At 44.8% G+C, this 15,739-nt stretch carries 13 protein-coding genes and 1 riboswitch; of the genes, 6 read left to right on the top strand and 7 right to left on the bottom strand.

The genetic code is table 11. From position 1 onward, the window contains the following. Positions 1-2: 2 nt before the first annotated feature. The 3 genes from ACRRU2_RS12085 (at position 3) to ACRRU2_RS12075 (ending at position 2,502) form a co-directional block, all read left to right on the top strand. Positions 3-614: a TetR/AcrR family transcriptional regulator gene (locus tag ACRRU2_RS12085; protein ID WP_432501893.1), complete on the top strand. Its 612-nt coding sequence runs from the start codon at positions 3-5 to the stop codon at positions 612-614. Beyond that, a complete protein-coding gene (locus ACRRU2_RS12080) occupies positions 611-1,582 on the top strand; it encodes an SDR family NAD(P)-dependent oxidoreductase (RefSeq protein ID WP_331700315.1) in 972 nt (323 codons plus the stop codon). The genes ACRRU2_RS12085 and ACRRU2_RS12080 overlap by 4 nt, the downstream gene beginning before the upstream one ends. A 269-nt stretch (positions 1,583-1,851) precedes the next feature. After that, a complete protein-coding gene (locus tag ACRRU2_RS12075; protein ID WP_432502064.1) occupies positions 1,852-2,502 on the top strand; it encodes a transcriptional regulator in 651 nt (216 codons plus the stop codon). 574 nt (positions 2,503-3,076) lie between these two features. On the opposite strand, the gene ACRRU2_RS12070 is transcribed toward ACRRU2_RS12075, so the two are convergent. From ACRRU2_RS12070 to ACRRU2_RS12050, 5 genes are all read right to left on the bottom strand, one after another. After that, entirely contained in the window at positions 3,077-4,435 is a 1,359-nt protein-coding gene (locus ACRRU2_RS12070; RefSeq protein ID WP_432501891.1) for a sodium-dependent transporter, read from the bottom strand. Positions 4,436-4,944: 509 nt separating this feature from the next. Further along, positions 4,945-6,321 (bottom strand): NCS2 family permease, encoded by a 1,377-nt coding sequence (locus ACRRU2_RS12065; RefSeq protein ID WP_331700317.1) that lies wholly within the window; start codon positions 6,319-6,321, stop codon positions 4,945-4,947. Positions 6,322-6,437: 116 nt separating this feature from the next. After that, positions 6,438-6,538: riboswitch (purine riboswitch) on the bottom strand. Between the two features lie 197 nt (positions 6,539-6,735). Next, positions 6,736-7,845: a DUF1648 domain-containing protein gene (locus ACRRU2_RS12060; RefSeq protein WP_432501888.1), complete on the bottom strand. Its 1,110-nt coding sequence runs from the start codon at positions 7,843-7,845 to the stop codon at positions 6,736-6,738. Between the two features lie 5 nt (positions 7,846-7,850). Beyond that, positions 7,851-8,240, bottom strand: coding sequence for a GntR family transcriptional regulator (locus ACRRU2_RS12055; protein WP_432501885.1), 390 nt, complete (start codon positions 8,238-8,240; stop codon positions 7,851-7,853). Positions 8,241-8,281: 41 nt separating this feature from the next. Continuing rightward, complete coding sequence (locus ACRRU2_RS12050) at positions 8,282-9,628, bottom strand: alpha/beta hydrolase family protein (RefSeq protein WP_432501883.1); 1,347 nt, start codon at positions 9,626-9,628, stop codon at positions 8,282-8,284. Between the two features lie 746 nt (positions 9,629-10,374). Between ACRRU2_RS12050 and ACRRU2_RS12045 the strand changes: the two genes are divergently transcribed. Beyond that, positions 10,375-10,866, top strand: coding sequence for a small multi-drug export protein (locus tag ACRRU2_RS12045; protein ID WP_331700321.1), 492 nt, complete (start codon positions 10,375-10,377; stop codon positions 10,864-10,866). A 47-nt stretch (positions 10,867-10,913) separates the two neighbouring features. Beyond that, positions 10,914-11,705 (top strand): helix-turn-helix domain-containing protein, encoded by a 792-nt coding sequence (locus ACRRU2_RS12040; protein ID WP_432501881.1) that lies wholly within the window; start codon positions 10,914-10,916, stop codon positions 11,703-11,705. A gap of 184 nt (positions 11,706-11,889) precedes the next feature. Here the strand turns inward: ACRRU2_RS12040 and ACRRU2_RS12035 are convergent, their stop codons facing one another. After that, positions 11,890-12,717 carry a phytanoyl-CoA dioxygenase family protein gene (locus ACRRU2_RS12035; RefSeq protein ID WP_432501879.1) on the bottom strand — a complete coding sequence of 276 codons (828 nt, stop codon included), beginning with the start codon at positions 12,715-12,717 and terminating at the stop codon, positions 11,890-11,892. Positions 12,718-12,847: 130 nt separating this feature from the next. Between ACRRU2_RS12035 and ACRRU2_RS12030 the strand changes: the two genes are divergently transcribed. After that, on the top strand, positions 12,848-13,639 hold the full coding sequence (locus tag ACRRU2_RS12030; RefSeq protein WP_432501877.1) for a helix-turn-helix domain-containing protein: 792 nt from the start codon (positions 12,848-12,850) through the stop codon (positions 13,637-13,639). Positions 13,640-13,711: 72 nt separating this feature from the next. Here the strand turns inward: ACRRU2_RS12030 and ACRRU2_RS12025 are convergent, their stop codons facing one another. Continuing rightward, complete coding sequence (locus ACRRU2_RS12025) at positions 13,712-15,739, bottom strand: acetylxylan esterase (protein ID WP_432501875.1); 2,028 nt, start codon at positions 15,737-15,739, stop codon at positions 13,712-13,714.

Below are 15,739 nucleotides of genomic sequence, written 5' to 3'. Positions count from 1 at the left end.
TAATGGCACCGAAAACAAAGTTTACAAAAGAACAAATTATTGATGCTGCCTTCGACATCGCTTCCTCAGAGGGCTTTGCAGGCATTACTATACGCAGCGTTGCAGCAAAGCTGGGGAGCTCCATTGCCCCTATTTATGTAAATTTTAAAGACACTGAGGAATTGCTTGAAGCTGTAATCGAAAAGACGCTTATGATCAGCAAACAAATACTGCAGGAGCAGCAATCCGGCGATCCATTCAAGGACATCGGCATGGCCAGCCTGTTATTTGCCAAGAAGTACAGCGTGCTGTTTCTAGAACTTATTAACTCCAAACATCCTTTATTGAAACAGCAGCATAGCAGCGGCGGCTTTTTAATTGAGCATATGCGAAGCGATCCGATTTTCAGCCGCTTATCAGACGAACAGCTGGAGCTAATCTTGTTGAAAATGAAGCTTTTTCATACAGGCATTTCCGTGATGGCCGCAAGCAATCAGCTGCCTGACGCCTTTGAGGATGAAGCTCAGCTTGCCGCTTTGCTTAATAGTACAGCGATCGACTTGATCGTCGCTGCTCATGTGCAAAATGAAAAAACCATCGAGCAGCTAATACAACAATATGGAGGGCCGCTATGAGAGATGAGTTTGGCAGGGCCAATAAGATTGTTATTATTACAGGAGCAAACTCCGGCATTGGAAAAGCTGCAGCCATCCAATTCGCCAGCAATGGCTGGCATGTCGTTATGGCCTGCCGGGATACATTGTCGAGCGCTGCTGTCATGCATGAAATCATGGAGCAAACAAAATCAACTCACGTTAGCTTACTTCAGCTCGATGTCTCCTCCTTTGCATCCATTCACCAATTCAATGAGCGTCTACGTGAACATTATGATCATATCGACTGCATTATTCATAATGCGGCACATTTTAAGCATGGCCAGCGCCAATGGCAAGGCAGCGTTGATGGGATCGAGCTGACTTTTGCAGCAAACACATTCGGCCCTTTTTTATTGACTCATCTGCTGCTCGACCTTCTGCAAAAATCCGATGACGCACGAGTGCTTCATGCTTGCAGCACCAATATTAAACACTTCTTTGATCCGAAGCGCTCCATTGAATGGAATTTAATCGCAAACACTAATAGTGACGCTTCTCAAGCCCGCCCTTACAACTCCTACAAAATGTATGGTGACTCCAAAATGGCTTTATTCATGCTTACTCGCAAAATGGCGGAAGAATGGAAACCGTATGGCATCAAAGTTAATGCGCTGCAAATATCCGGCGTGCGTATGTCAAAACGTACGTTAAGAAATCTAAGCGGTCTTTGGAAATTAGCAGCCCATATGCAAAACCTGATATTTCCGTTGCCCGATGCCATGGCGAATAACTATTATGAAATATGCAGCAACGCTAAGTTCAAAGAGATGAGCGGACAGCTGTTTAATGATAAACTGGGTATTATTCAGCCCGCAGAGCTCAATGTAAAGCTTACCGAAAGAATCAAGTATATTGTCGGATCCAATCATTATCCGAGTTATGCTTTAGATAGCGGTCGGACGGATCAGCTGTGGAGACTGTGTAATGAGGTATGTTTGGCACGGTAGCGGGTTACGGTCATTCGTCGAATTCCGTTCGTAAAGGCGCACAGTCAGTTCGTATATGCATTGTCTGCTTCGTCGTCAAAATCATTTTTCAATTCGCCAGTTGTCTCCGCTAGTTGTCTCTTTCCTACAAACCAGCTATAATTTTATTATTTGTAAAAATTGATATGGTCGTAAAGAATACGCCGCTTCTCAAAAGGACTGCCTTAATAGGTGTTCCCTTGTGAAGTGGCTTTTTGTATTTTCTAAAATAAAAATCGGAGGTTAAGATGATGTCCAAATTTGAGGAGTACTATTTGCAATGGCTGCAGTCGAATATTAACATTGATAAAAATCCACGTAGACGAGAGCTTCTGGAAAAAGGGCTAGGCCATGGTACTATTGAGTTTCTCCGCATGGTCTGGTTCCCTGCTGTCGGTAACTTTAATGATCTGTATCCTGAGTGGGAAATACGTGATTTTAGCAATGGATACCGTTATATTGACTTGGCCTACATGCCAGCTGGAGCTAAAGGCGGAATAGAAATTCAAGGCTACGGTCCTCATGCAAGGGATCTTGATGTACGCAGATTTAAAGACTTATGCCGCCGCCATAGCTTGCTTGCACTTGATGGCTGGACTTTTTTGCCTGTCGCCTATTTATCCATTATCGATGAGCCAAAGCAATGTCAGCAGATGGTGCTTGCCTTTATTGGGAAATTTATTTCAATCGATGTCTCGAACCAATTAAATTGGCTGGAAGCTGAAACCGTCCGCTTTACTCGCCGTTTGTTGCGGCCTATTACACCAATAGAGCTAGCTGCACATTTGCGAGTGTCTGATCGGACAGCACGACGCATTCTTAGTAAATTAGTTGAGGTTGGATTGTTGGAAAGTGCAAGTGGTAAACAAAGAATTAGAAGTTACAAGCCGCGTTTGCAATAATGGCGTTTAGTGGGGGCTGAGCTAACGTTTGCTTATATTTGGCGGTCACTCGTTCCGCTATTTGCCCTAAAAACACTATTTTCGGTGTTTCGCGGACACTGGTTCCGTTATCGGCCCATTTCAGGTCCGTTTTTGGGTAGTTTTCGTACAATAGCGGAACGTGTGTCACTTTTAACGAGCAAATGAGGGGATTTCGGCGCAATAGCGGATCGTGTGTCCAGATAGTTGTTGACTTCAAACTCCGAGGGAGGGGTTTTCGGTTTTCGGTTTAATGAGTTGTTTCGGCGCAATAGCGGATCGCTGTCCAAGTATTCGTTACTTGCGGCGTTTGCGTTCTTCTGACGGTACTGACGGTACTGACAGCCTTTTTGCATCAGGTCACTGTGTACGTTCGCGTACTTCTGGCGGTCACTCGTTCGCAATTCGCACGTTACGCAAACTCATCCGCAAAAAAACCAGGATACGTTTCAAGAACCACCCTGGCTTAGTTATTTATCTGCTTGTTTAATAGATACGCACCCTAGCATATCGATTTATCTGCTTTTATCTGCTTTTATCTGCTTTTATCTGCTTATTACTCAAAAGAAAGTATGCCTGTCGTATGCAGCAACACTAGCACCATCAGCACTGGCGCGATATAGCGTATCATAAACAGCCATAGTTTGAACCAGCCAGCTTGAAGCCCGGTCGCTTCGGCCGCTCTCTTCCAGCGATAGCCCGCAAAAACAATTACCGCCAAACCGCCTACCGGAAGCATTACATTCGAAGTAATGAAATCGACCCAATCAAACACTGACTTACCGCCAATAACAAAGCCTGGCACTGCACCAAAGGATAACGCCGAAGGAACGCCAAGCACAAAAATAATAGCACATACTGCAATAACAGATTTCGGCCGGCTCCAGCTAAAACGTTCCATTACATAAGAAACTGGCACCTCCAGCACGGATACTGCAGAAGTTAATGCGGCAAATGCCAGCAAAATAAAGAACAATCCTCCGAACATGGCGCCAAACGGCATAGCCGAAAACGCAGCAGGCAAAGCAACAAAGACTAGCGATGGCCCTTGATCGGGCGCTATGCCGAAAGAAAACGTCGTTGGGAAAATAATTAAGCCGGCGATAAAGGCATAAACCAAATCGCCTGCTGCAATAGCGAGTGTTGCTGTTCCGAGCGACTGCTCCTTACGGACATATGAACCATAGGTTAATAAAATCCCCATTCCCAGCGATAGCGAGAAGAAGGCATGCCCTAACGCAACTAAAGCCGATTCCGCAGACAGCTGTGAGAAATCAGGGTTAAGGAAAAAGGAAACCCCTTTGTTCGCGTTTGGAAGCGTAACCGCCCTGACCATTAATATAACGAGCAATGCAACCAAGCCCGGAATAAGAATTTTATTAAACTTTTCAATGCCTTTAGCTACCCCCAAAAAGACAACGCCGCCAGTTATAACAATGGAGATGAATTGCCATACGATTGGCAGGTAACCTGAAGTAAATGTGCTGAATTGATAGGCAAAATCTGAGCTTTTAAATAAATTGCCATTAAATGCCCACAACGCATAATGAAGCGTCCAGCCTGTAACAACAATATAAAAGGTTAGGATTAAAAATGGCGCCAGCACTTGCAGCAATCCGGCACCTTTCCAGGCACGTCCGCCGCCAGCCCGTACAAACGCTGTTGCCGCGCTCCCTCGACCGCTTCGGCCTATTGCTAGCTCTGCTAGCAGTACAGGCAATCCAATAACAATCAAGCACACTAAAAATAATAGAAAAAAGGCCGCTCCGCCGTTTTCTCCAGTAATATAAGGGAACTTCCACATATTCCCCAGGCCGACTGAACTGCCTATTGCTGCAAAAATAAAGCCAACAGACGAAAAGCGCTCCGTCTTTTGGTTTAGCTGAAGGGTACTTTGTTGTTTTTGTTTGATCATACTCACGGCTCCAAGCTTTCAGTAATATTCTAGCTGATGACTTCCACCATTATATATCGATTTGCTATTTTGGGCTACCTGTCTATTAATGGGTGACTTTTCACCAGCTAGAGGATGTAAGCTTTACTAGGCGCACCGCAAGTGTAAACTTGTGCAGCCTGACTATTGCAACCTAATCCGGTTTGGTGCAGCTTATAGTGCAGCCACTTTGCGATCAATTCACAATTAATCCTGCAAAAGTGCATCATTTTTTTAGGATTGAAGCCAGATTGTAGGAAAATCCTGCGAATATACAGGAATTTTAAGCTTTTTCTGCTAAAAATGGGCAAATTGCTCAAAAATCCCTCATTATCGCAGGATTTTATAATAATGAGAACAAAACTTGAAAATATGATGTATTTTTGCATCATTTTTGGATATCATCGAAGAAATACGCCAAGTAAACGGACAAAAGGATCAGATTTGAACAAAAAAAGCAGCGCCGGCCCAGCGCTGCTTTTTTTGCAAAATTACATAAATACGTATCTGCCAATAATAAGGATTGCAAGCACCCACATAATCCAGTGGATTTGATATTTGCCTTTGCCAGACAAATTAGCAACCGCAGCAAGTACTACATAAGCAACGATACCGAAAGAAATACCGTTTGCAATGCTGTAAGTAAATGCCATGAACGCTAGCGTAAAGAAAGCTGGAATAGCGTGCACCATGTCTTGGAAATCAATTTCTTTAACAGACTGCATCATCAACACGCCAACGATAATCAATGCAGCGGATGTAGCAGCACCTGGAACAAGCGCAACAAGCGGCGACAAGAAGATCGCTAGCAAGAAGCAAATTCCAGTAGTAACCGCAGTCAGACCAGAGCGTCCGCCTTGTGCAATACCAGCGGAGCTTTCAACGAAAGCTGTTACTGTACTTGTACCTAGAACAGCACCGCCGCTTACGCCGATCGCGTCAACAAGCATCGCTTTACCAACGCGTTTTTTGCCTTTTTCTTTGTCTTTCATAATACCAGCACGGTTAGCTGTACCGATGAGTGTACCGAATGTATCGAATAGCTCTACGAAAGTAAACGTAAGAACTACTGTAATAAGACCAACTTCAAACACACCTGCGAAGTCAAAATGAGCTACGTTCATTGTGCTGAAATCTGGTACCCAAGTTTGTCCTTCAAAAGCTGCTTTCACATCTACATGTCCGCCTATAATTGCAATAATTGTAGTACCTAGAATACCAAACAACAACGCGCCTGGAACTCGAAGCACCATTAGAATAGCAATCAGGAACAAAGCAAGAATTGTGTAAAGCATCGTTGGATCCGTAAAGCTTCCGATTCCAATAACCGATTCAAAACCTAGAAGCGGTGTAAACTTACCTGGCTCAATAGGCTTGATAGATTCAACGTTAATAGTCATAAGACCGCTGTTTTTCAAGCCGATAACCGAGATAAACAAACCGATACCAACTGTAATCGCATGCTTCAAGCTGTCAGGAACAGCTACGATCAGCATCTGACGAATTTGTGTAACCGTCAGGATAAAGAAAATAATACCGGAAATAAATACTGCCGTAAGACCCATAGCAGGAGAAATCGGTGTATCCGTTGCAGCCGATGCAAGAATGACCGATGCAAAATAAGCATTCAGACCCATACCTGGTGCAAGAGCTACCGGAAAGTTAACGAACAAGCCCATTGCGATTGAGAAAATACCTGCAGCTAGCGCCGTCGCCAGAAATACGCCTGTCCAGTTAAGACCAGCAGGTTCCAAAATCGACGGATTGACAGCCAAAATATATGCCATCGTCATGAAAGTCGTCAGACCAGCCATCACTTCAGTTCTGACATTTGTCCCCAGTTCCTTTAAGCGAAAGAAACGTTCCATTTTGTTAATAACCTCCCAAAATTTTGGTGGAACAAACAAGAAGCCTAGAAAAAATGTGAATCACATTTCTCTAGGCTCTGCAAAAAGGGGAAAAAGCACTATCGCTGGACCGATGCGGGCTTTTTCACACTTTTCGTAGCCTGATCATTTACGGTGATCGAGTAGAGACTCTCAAGCCAATTCTTGAGATTATACGAAAAGATATTCTTTTATAATTGTTTTCCGTCTACAATTTTAATGAGAGTGTGAACGTTTTGTCAACAACTTTTTACGTACATTGACAATATATTTAGTTTTATTATTCGTCTTTACGAGATTTTTACCCTTTTATTTCCTATTATGTCGAAAAGGCATACCCTTGTTACTACAAAAGAGTATGCCTTATTATTCCTTTCTTCCAGCAAGTTTATACGATTATTTAAACAACAGTCGCATTACAAGCGGCAAAGCAATAATTGCTACTATAACAATCCAAGCTGTTGGTCTGCCGAAATTCATCGTCATGCCTACTCCAAACCTTTTCTCAACAAAAAGTGCCGGATCCTTAGGATTGAAATAAATGATGCCGAGCTTCCAGTATTGGTCAAGATCTGCTGCAGGTGCAGACTTGCCTTGAGCACCATTTGCCATCTTTATCCGGCTTCCGCCTTGCCCGGTTGTTACAGTTAGCACGATAGAACCGATAATTAGAAAGCCAGTGACAGCCAGCGGAGCGATCGTTTGCTCTATGCCGTTCCAGCCAAGCAGCCAGCGGAGCTGAATAAAGAAAAACAATGCGGTAAACAAGAAGCTGCTAATCATCATAAACGCAGACCAGCGCCGTCTAAATAAAATATTTCGCTGTAAAGACCCTTCCGGATCGCTTGATTCAATAAGCTGCTTGCTGCGGCCAATTGTGTAATGAACAAATATAAATATAATGAGTAATACAGACTGGGTAACAACTGGCCATAATACAGAGCTATAGCTTTTTACCGCGCTATTGATAACTTCTCCGCTCAAATTATATTTCAGCGGAATAATCTCAGGGAAATGCTCATAGCCAAGCACCCCCGTCAAAGCCGTCCCAATAATTAATAAAATGTGAGGTATGAACCAAAAGTAGGAAACCGTCAAATTTCGTCTGCGAAAGCTGGTGTCTATTACTACACGCTGAACTGACGGATTGAGCCATTGCTTTCGCTTCTTTAACGCCTTGACAGCATTATGCTGCTTCAAATAAATCGCAAAAGATACTATTATATAGCCAAACAAGTGGGCAAGCAGCAGCACGCTCCATGTTGTTTCATTCGTAAGCATAGTTGAGCATACGAGCAATGAAGCTGTTACCAGCGCTCCAAGACCTCCGTTAAGCCAAACGTATTGCTTTTTTAAGGCTATAATTTCGGCATCATCTTGCGCTTCCTCCGGGATCGTCACGCCAAAGCTTTCTATTCTTCTCGTTATATAAGGAACAATCGTCGTTATCAATACGACAGGCACCATAATGAGCAGCACTAGTCCGATCATCCATCCGTCATTCATTGCCATCAGCCTCCACTATCTTTAAATTGGGCAAATACCTGATCACCCATTTCTTTAAATTGCTCGCTTGTCATTCCCCGGCAAATCGCCTCTGCGATCAGCGGACGCATTTGCTCCTGCAGCCGCAGCATATACTGTTCATCAGCTGCAGGGAATGCATCGGGATGAATGACCACCCCTTGCTTGCGGTTTATTTGCACAAAGCCGTCCTGCTTCAAAAGATTGTAGGCTTTATTAACCGTATGCAAGTTTATGCCGAGGTCGGCTGCCATGCTGCGCACGGAAGGAAGCGGCTCCCCGGGCAGCAGCTGCTTGCGCGCAATGCCCTCAATAATTTGATGCACAAGCTGCGTATAAATGGGCGTCTCTGATTGCAAATCGATATTGAGCAACATCGTCTTTTCACCACCCGCTTTACCTGCTATTTAAAAACCAGTTATTGTACAATTCCTGCTTCCTTCAAGAAGCCTGCCATCCCATCCATTAAGCCTTCAGCTAAAGGAAGATCGGGATTCGTGTAGGTCGCCATATTTTCCGCTTGTTCGTCGGACGACTCCTTTAAAACATGATTCATGCCATCGATAATAAGCAGCTTTGACTCCTTCTTGGCCTCATGCAAAAGCTCAGCATCCTTGACGGGCACCTGCAAATCAGTTGTTCCGTTAATAACCAGCACTGGAATATCGAGCTCACTCAGCAATTGCGCCGGATCATATTGCAGCCAAGAAATCATATAAGGTTGTACCGATTTGCGGAACAAGCTTTGCAGCTCAGCACTGAAAGTGTCGACCTGCTTGCCTTGCTTCAGCTGTTCCATAATATCTTTCGACTCCTTCAGCAAATTAGCCGGAAGCTGTGCTTCAAGCTGCTCAAGCAGCACTTGATCAATTGGTCTTCCTGCCCCAGCAATAGACACATACACATCAGCCCCCGCCTGCCGGGCCGCTGCCATTCCTACCAAGGAGCCTTCGCTATGGCCGATAACACCAACCTTAGAGAAGCGGTTATCCTGTTTGGCGAACGCAATCCAGGAAGCAGCATCGTCTACAAAATCTTTAAAGGCAGTATCCTCTTCTTTCCCGCCTAGTCCGGCATTATTGCCAATCCCGCGCTTATCATAGCGTATGCTTGCCACACCTTCCGCGGCCAGCTGTTCAGCGACCATTTTCAAGCTATTATTCTTGCCCGGCATCAATAACGAATTTCCATCACGATCTGTAGGCCCTGACCCGGCAATAATAATCATAAGCGGAAATGGACCGTCCCCTTCAGGCAATTCCAGTTGGCCCAGCATCGTACCGTTAGCAAGCTCCATTTGCACCATATCCCCCTTATCTGTTGCAACATCTTCGTTTTTTCGGCTCAGCTCGAAAGGAAACGTTTGTCCGTTCTGCTTAAAGGTTCCTTCGATTTTCTCTAATTCAACTTTTCCATCAAATGTGATCTTTTGTCCCCCAATGCTCATATCAAAAAACAGATCGGAATCGCTCAGCTTCACACTTGATAGCGAATAATCATTCACTCCTTGAGCCGGTATGCTGATCGTTCCCTTGCTTCCCTCAAACTTGACGATAATAAGCAGCGGCTGATTCGGAATTTTAATAGAGCCTTCCCATGTACCGGCTATGCTTTCCAATGATTCCGATTCTGAGCTTTGTGAGCTTGGCGGATTTTGTGAGTTCTGCTGATTTCCCGCGAATTCGTCGGTTTTCCCTTTTCCGCAGCCAGCCAATATCAATAAAGTTGCTAATAATACGCAAATATAAACGCTCGTTTTTTTCATTCCAATCCCCTCCATCGTTCTCTCTCGCAATGCTAATGCTGTTCGTCAACTACATTTCAATTTTTATGAATAAATAACCCCTGTAAAGGAAAAAATTAGCCTACAAAGGCGGACGCTGCCGCTTCTCCATTCCCATTCTTGCTCTCCGTTTCCCCTTTCTCATTACTTATCAATAGTTGCCCTCAATGAATCGACAGTCTCTTTCAGCACGCTACCAGTAGCAACCAATAACGATATCGAAATCAGCACCACTTGTTATATATCAACTATAACAGATGTAACATGATAACACAATTAGAAATTTAAAATGTAATGGTTGTATTTACAGCGTTTATTAGGCGAATTGTTACCGTTTAACATGCTTGCAACCTAAAGTTGACAAAGTGCAACTGCAGCGTGATAGAAGGAAAACCAATGTTTTTCTAAGATATAGACAGTTAGTAAGAAAGGAGACTCCTATTTAAACAAAAATAAAAAGCGAATATTCAAAAAAGCAATTTGAGAGGAAAAAATAAATAATGAAGCAATTATCTTTTATCGGAATTATTTTTACCGTAGCACTTTTAATTTTTTTGAAAATTTTTCAGAACGCCATTCCAAGAATTAATGAACCCATAACCAATACATTCGTATTTATAGGCTTTGTCATTTTTGCTATTCTATATGGCATGTCTCGAATTAGAAAAAAATAAGGAGCACATTTGGGAGAAGTAAACCGAATTATTATTAAAAAGGGGAGTTCGTACATGTTTCGTCAATTGGTACAAGAGTTTGTCGGTCAATTATCTGAATTAAATTTGCTACTGCAGTATTTAGGCGTTTTTATTGCATCTTTGATTCCGTTTATAGAATCTCCTGGTGGGGCTGTCATCGGTTCTCTCATCGGGATTCCTATCATTTTAGCAGTAATAATAAGTGCGATTGGTAACTGGATTTCAATCATGTTCGTTATTTTACCTTTTAATGCTCTGCTAACAAAAATTCGTAATCGAAAACCCAAAAAAGGGTTTATTCATAATCGAGCAACTAAAGCGAGAGAATGGTACGAAAAATATGGCGTTCCAGGACTTGCACTTATTACTCCATTAGTCGCTTCCGGCCATATCGCTGCCTTCACCTCATTAGCTGCAGGTGCAAACAAAAGAAAAGTAATCTTCTGGCATACCGTTAGCATCGTTTTTTGGGGAATCCTTGGCGCAGTATTAGGAGGCTATTTGAACTATGATATAATGAAGTAATACTTTGAATATATTTAAACTTTGTTTTTGGAAGGAGTTCTAAGCAAGTGACATTTGGTGAAAAACTTTTAAAATTGAGAAAGGAAAATGGGCTTTCCCAAGAAAGTTTAGCCGAAAAATTAAACACGACGAGACAAGCCATTAGCAAATGGGAAAATGGCCAGGGGTATCCTGAAACTGAAAAGCTTCTTATGATTGGAAATATATTTGGCGTTTCGATGGACTTTTTGTTAAAGGAGTCTGTTGAACCTAGCAATGATAAAGAATCAGGATATTATGTCAGCAAAGAAATGGCAGAAGGTTATTTGCTCTCTGTCCGTAAATCTGCAAAATATTTCTCATTGGGTTTATTTTTTGTTGCTTTAGCCTTCATCCCTTATTTTATTTTTAAACAAGACCCGTCAACTTATTTAATCCCAACGATTATTATTGCAACCATAGGGATCGTATTCCTTGCGTCAACCTCTTTTTTTGAAGAAGATAAATATAAAGTGCTTAAACAGGAGCCTTTGTTGCTTGATGAAAAATATCTCCAGGAGCTTAACAGCAGATATGAACATCTGAAAAAAAAATATGCGATTTTTATGATAGCAGGATTCGGATTATTTGCAGTTGGATTGATACCAATTGGATTGGAAAGGAAAAGTATTATTTCTGAAGGGTTTTTAACACCTTATTATCCAATTTGTATTGGGCTGATTGCAATCGGTATCTACGTTTTCACTCATACATCCTATATCCTGGAAGCCTACAAGCTTCTTGCCAGGAATGAGGTTCATACGAATCGATTTGGCTTTAAGCTTCAAAAGAAGGTAAGAAAAAAGTTTGATGATTTATAAATCAAATCAAGCCCTAAAACCCTTGTATAACCAAGGATTTTAGGGCTTTTGTTAAAATATTAGAAAGTATAAGTTTTCACGTTATACCTGTTCCTATATTTCATCGGTAAACGCGCCTGTCCAAAGGACGGCGGAGCCGTTTATCCTTGCTATTCCTTTTTTACTTTTATTTTTAACTGCGGATCTAGCATTCCGCTCCGGTCATCTCGTTTGTAAAAATACGCTTGTATTCCTGCGGAGTAAGCTTCACAGCGGACTGCCCGACATAATGAAATTGCAGAGCACGCCTTCTCTTTGCCGAAAGATTATAGGGTGTTCCATGCTTTATCAAACCGTGAAAAAACATGAGTCCTCCAGATTTTAGAGGAATTGCAACGTCCTCCTCCACTGCAATATGAGAGTCGCAAAGCTGCCAATCACGAACTGCATAATGCGGAGTCGCTCCATCAGCATGAGAGCCAGGCAGCACATGCATGCAGCCGTTATCCAGATCAGCATCATCAAGGGCGATCCATACGCCGATAACCGGTTTATTAAAAGCAAGCGGGCCATACGCCATATCCTGATGCCAAGGCTTCTCGCCGCCTCCCATAGGAGGCTTCAGCAAAGCCATATCTTGAACGAGCTTGGGCGATTCACCCAGTAACAACTCAACTGTCTTCAAAATATCTGGATGATAAGCGATATGCTTCAACCTATCGTCATTCTCAACAAACCTGCTTACTTTCCGAACGGCCAATTCGCGTTCCTCATTCGTCCACAGCTCTTTTTCCGGCTTGGAAAACTGCAGCAAAGCGCCTTTGGTATCGACAAAAACCATATCCATTAAAGCATCGATTGCATGCTTCACCTCTGCAGAATCAAGCACTCCTTCAACAGCCAAATAGCCCATTGCCAAATATTCCTTCACTTTGTCTTCCGTAATTTCATGCAGACCTGCATACTTGTCGGAAATGCGATCATAACGATACAATCGTTCGGAGATTTCCTGAGGAGTTAATTGAGCAGACATTTTTACAACACCCTCTCATTTATAAAATTTACTTATTTTATGAATTCATTATAGCTATACAAAGCTGTAAAACAAATGCTATATTCGAATAATAATTTATACTTTAATACATAAAAAGGAGATGATTTTCATGCTAGCTTTCCCGTTGCAATCCATTCGGCTCTCTTCCCATTGCGGGAAGATTTCTTGTGAGCAGAACTGGAAATGGAATCGCAGCGAAAATCCATTTACCGATTTTGATCTTTGGTATGTTTGGAGCGGTAAAGGCGGGATTGTACTTAATGGGCTGGAACAGAAAATTCAGCGGAATCAATGCTATCTATTTCGACCCGGTGACCGCATCAATGCCTGGCATGATCCGGATCATCCGCTTACTGTAACTTATATTCATTTCTCGCTTGAAGAGCAACGCGATGCACTTGCAGACCTTCCATCGCATCATACGCTAGCTGCTCCCTTTTATTTCGAAGCTTATTTGGAGCGTTTTGTCCAAGTCGTAACGATCAAGGAAATCCATTATGCGGAAGAAGCAGAGCTATTGCTTAACCTTTTGCTGCTCGCTTTCAAAAGAGAGGGATTAACGATAAAGGCAGATGTAAAAAGCAAGCGCCATAAACATTATGCCGTAATGAACGAAATCGCCGCTGCCATTCGTGAAAATCCCGGAAGCACACGCAGTATCAGTGAGCTCGCAGAACAAGCCTATCTCTCACCACGCTATTTTTCATTGCAATTCAAGGAAGTAATGGGACAGACGATTGAAAATTACATCATAGAAAAAAAAATTGAAAGGGCCGAATACCTGCTGCGACAGCATGGCATGACGGTAGGAGAGGTGGCCGACGCGCTCGGATATCAAAACATTTATTATTTCAGCAAGCAATTCAAAAAAATAAAAGGCATAAGCCCTTCGAAGGTGTAGCATACAAAGAGCCGTTCCCGCCATCGATGAATGACGAGAACGGCCGTACTTAAAAGGTCGGGCAGAATTTTGCTACTCAGCCAGAATAGCCTGCACGAAGGCGTCTCTGGCTCGGCTTTCCTCCAGACCGGCAAAAATCTGTACGTCCTCCGGATATAGCGCGCTAGCATGCGTCAGGTCGACGAACTCCCGCGCGGCGTTCAGCGGATTGATGACCGTTTTATTGCTGCAGGGAGCGTTTCGCAGCAAGTCCTGCAGATCATAGTGCAGCAAAATGTCCGGTACGACGACGCTTTGCTTCCAGGCGAACGGGAATTCCTCGGTCAGCGCCTGATAGTTCAACAATGAATCCCATAGCACCAGCTTGTGAAAGGGACCGATAAGCAGCGAGGTCAGCAGCGCCACCGTCGCTCCCAAACCTTTGCCCGCCAGTATGAGTCGATTCGGATCGACCTCCGGCAGCCCGCGCATATATTGCCAAGCGTGCAGGGCGTCCCGCACCCGCAGGCCCATGATCGGCCGGTCTGCAGCTACGGACAGGTACGTAAGCACCCGTTCGATATCGCACCAAGGTGCCACATCGTGCCAGACCGGGCGGGGCGCAAGCTCCCCGAAGCCGCTGACGTCTATGCTGTACACCAGCGCATCTCCGAGCGCTGTCAACGGGCCGAAGCTGCGAAAGCCGTCCCATTTGCCCGCTTCATCAATCATCAGCACGGCCGGCAGCCTGCCGGACGCATCTGCACTTGCGCCGACAACGCCGCTGGAAGGCCTCGTCCGCCGCAACATCAAGCCCGGCACCTCGCTCTCGAACGTCGTCCGCAAGCTGACAGCACGGAACTGGTAAGCGCCGGTTGGCTTTTGCTCTTGTACTCTTACCCGTGAACTTGCGTCGGCCTCCCGAGGAAAGTCTGCATGCTCCAATCCGAGCGTCTGCCGCAGCCGCTCCTTCAGGTACGTCGAGCCTGCTTCTCCCACCGGTACGGCACGGCTATTGAATAGCCGTCTGCCCTCATCCCTGTTGATCGTATACATGTTAACTTCGTTCGAAGGATGGCAGTGCAGCAGCTCCGGCTTCTGGACCGACAAGTTTTCCAGACGAAGCGGGAGCGGCTGAACCCCCGGCTTGAACACGCGGTTCATCCAGCGTACTACTTCATTTGCCATGTTCAGTGAATACGCGTGACCGCAATCATCCAAGAACAATCCCAGCTCGCTCTCTCGCCCATACAGCCGATAGACGTCCGCTGCGTCGTGATACAAGCGCTGGGTGTTGCGGTAGTCGAACAAATCATCCTCTCTGCCGCCGACGATCAGGCACGGCTTCGGCGCTTGAAGCGCAATCAAATCCGTGAAGTCGATGCCATGTGCGATCAGCCCGGTTGCGAACTGCTCCGGACAGCTCGTGTACCAGTCCGTCAAATGCAATGATTCATGCTCGTTCAGACAACATACCGGCGCTAGAAAACGGATACGATCATCAAGCAGCGAAGCATAGATCGTTGTCGCACCGCCGCCGGATACGCCAGTCATGGCCACTCCGCCCGAGCTGAAATCGATATCGTCCCGGGTTTCCAAATAATCGATGCAACGTATCGCATCCAGAACGAAATGCGTGTTGCTCCAGATTCCTGTCAGATAGCCGATCAGCCCGTTGGTAAAATGATCGTTCATATGTCCGATCTCTCCAGCCACACCAGGCGGATCGAACGAGATAGCCGCATAGCCGTTGAGCGCAAACGTCTGCGCAGAAATTTGGTAGCTTTCACCCGTCTTGCAGCTATGCCCCGTCGGGCAAACGACGCCTGGATAACGGCCCGGCTGCGCGGGTAAATAAACTGTGCCGTTTACCTCCCAGCCCGGATAAGACTCGAAAATAACGTTTTCCACTCGATAGTCGCCAAAGTTATGACGGCTGACCACTCGCGAAGTTAGCGGCCCCCTGTCGTACATGAAGGTGGGAAACGCGGCACGAATAACGTCCAGCAGCGGACGGCGCAAGCATTCCCATTCTTCGCTGCTCGCAGCCCGGCTTCTCGCATCCGCCAGCTTCTTAAGCTGCCGCCGGCAGCGCTCCGCGATCTCCTCGCGGAGCTGCAT

This window comes from Paenibacillus sp. GXUN7292 (genome assembly GCF_050864975.1).
Taxonomy (GTDB): domain Bacteria; phylum Bacillota; class Bacilli; order Paenibacillales; family Paenibacillaceae; genus Pristimantibacillus.
This window is presented reverse-complemented; position numbering and strand designations above follow the sequence as displayed.

Coding starts and splice junctions, on each gene's coding strand:
- ACRRU2_RS12085 (WP_432501893.1), top strand. CDS start 3: ATGGCACCGAAAACAAAGTTTACAAAAGAACAAATTATTGATGCTGCC.
- ACRRU2_RS12080 (WP_331700315.1), top strand. CDS start 611: ATGAGAGATGAGTTTGGCAGGGCCAATAAGATTGTTATTATTACAGGA.
- ACRRU2_RS12075 (WP_432502064.1), top strand. CDS start 1,852: ATGTCCAAATTTGAGGAGTACTATTTGCAATGGCTGCAGTCGAATATT.
- ACRRU2_RS12070 (WP_432501891.1), bottom strand. CDS start 4,435: ATGATCAAACAAAAACAACAAAGTACCCTTCAGCTAAACCAAAAGACG.
- ACRRU2_RS12065 (WP_331700317.1), bottom strand. CDS start 6,321: ATGGAACGTTTCTTTCGCTTAAAGGAACTGGGGACAAATGTCAGAACT.
- ACRRU2_RS12060 (WP_432501888.1), bottom strand. CDS start 7,845: ATGAATGACGGATGGATGATCGGACTAGTGCTGCTCATTATGGTGCCT.
- ACRRU2_RS12055 (WP_432501885.1), bottom strand. CDS start 8,240: ATGTTGCTCAATATCGATTTGCAATCAGAGACGCCCATTTATACGCAG.
- ACRRU2_RS12050 (WP_432501883.1), bottom strand. CDS start 9,628: ATGAAAAAAACGAGCGTTTATATTTGCGTATTATTAGCAACTTTATTG.
- ACRRU2_RS12045 (WP_331700321.1), top strand. CDS start 10,375: ATGTTTCGTCAATTGGTACAAGAGTTTGTCGGTCAATTATCTGAATTA.
- ACRRU2_RS12035 (WP_432501879.1), bottom strand. CDS start 12,717: ATGTCTGCTCAATTAACTCCTCAGGAAATCTCCGAACGATTGTATCGT.
- ACRRU2_RS12030 (WP_432501877.1), top strand. CDS start 12,848: ATGCTAGCTTTCCCGTTGCAATCCATTCGGCTCTCTTCCCATTGCGGG.
- ACRRU2_RS12025 (WP_432501875.1), bottom strand. CDS start 15,739: ATGCAGCTCCGCGAGGAGATCGCGGAGCGCTGCCGGCGGCAGCTTAAG.